General features: G+C 69.1%; 1 protein-coding gene. It reads right to left on the bottom strand.

What is annotated here, in order from left to right; genetic code table 11:
* On the bottom strand, positions 1–453 hold a 453-nt coding region (locus tag CCN44_RS42060; protein WP_244204078.1), incomplete at both ends, for a polysaccharide deacetylase family protein.

Genomic DNA, 453 nt, shown 5'->3' with positions numbered 1-453 from the left:
AGAGCACCACGACCCCGGGGGCGGCCCCTTCCTCCACCCGGTCGACGATGGCGCTGGTGCCGGGCTCCATCCAGTCGGTGGTGTCCACGGTCCAGGCCATCGGCTCCATGCCCATGTCGGCGCCCAGTTGGAAGGCGGCGCGGTTCCAGGCGCCGTAGGGCGCGCGGAACCATTGCGGGCGCTCGCCGTAGGCGTCCTCGATGACGTCGCTGGTGCTCTCCATCTCGTCACGGATCTCGTCGCGGTCCAGGCTGGTCAGCAACGGGTGCGTCCAGGTGTGGTTGCCGACGACGTGTCCCTCGTCGGCCATGCGGGCCAGCAGCTCCTTGTTGTCGACGACGCACTCGCCGCACACGAAGAACATCGCCCGTACGTCGTACTCGGCGAGGGTGTCCAGGATGTCCGGGGTGTAGTCCGGGTGGGGGCCGTCGTCGAAGGTCAGCACCATGCGCC

Source organism: Streptomyces tricolor (genome assembly GCF_002155905.1).
Lineage (GTDB): Bacteria > Actinomycetota > Actinomycetes > Streptomycetales > Streptomycetaceae > Streptomyces > Streptomyces tricolor.
Note: the sequence above shows the minus strand (reverse complement) of the source record. Positions and strands in the feature narration are given on the sequence as shown.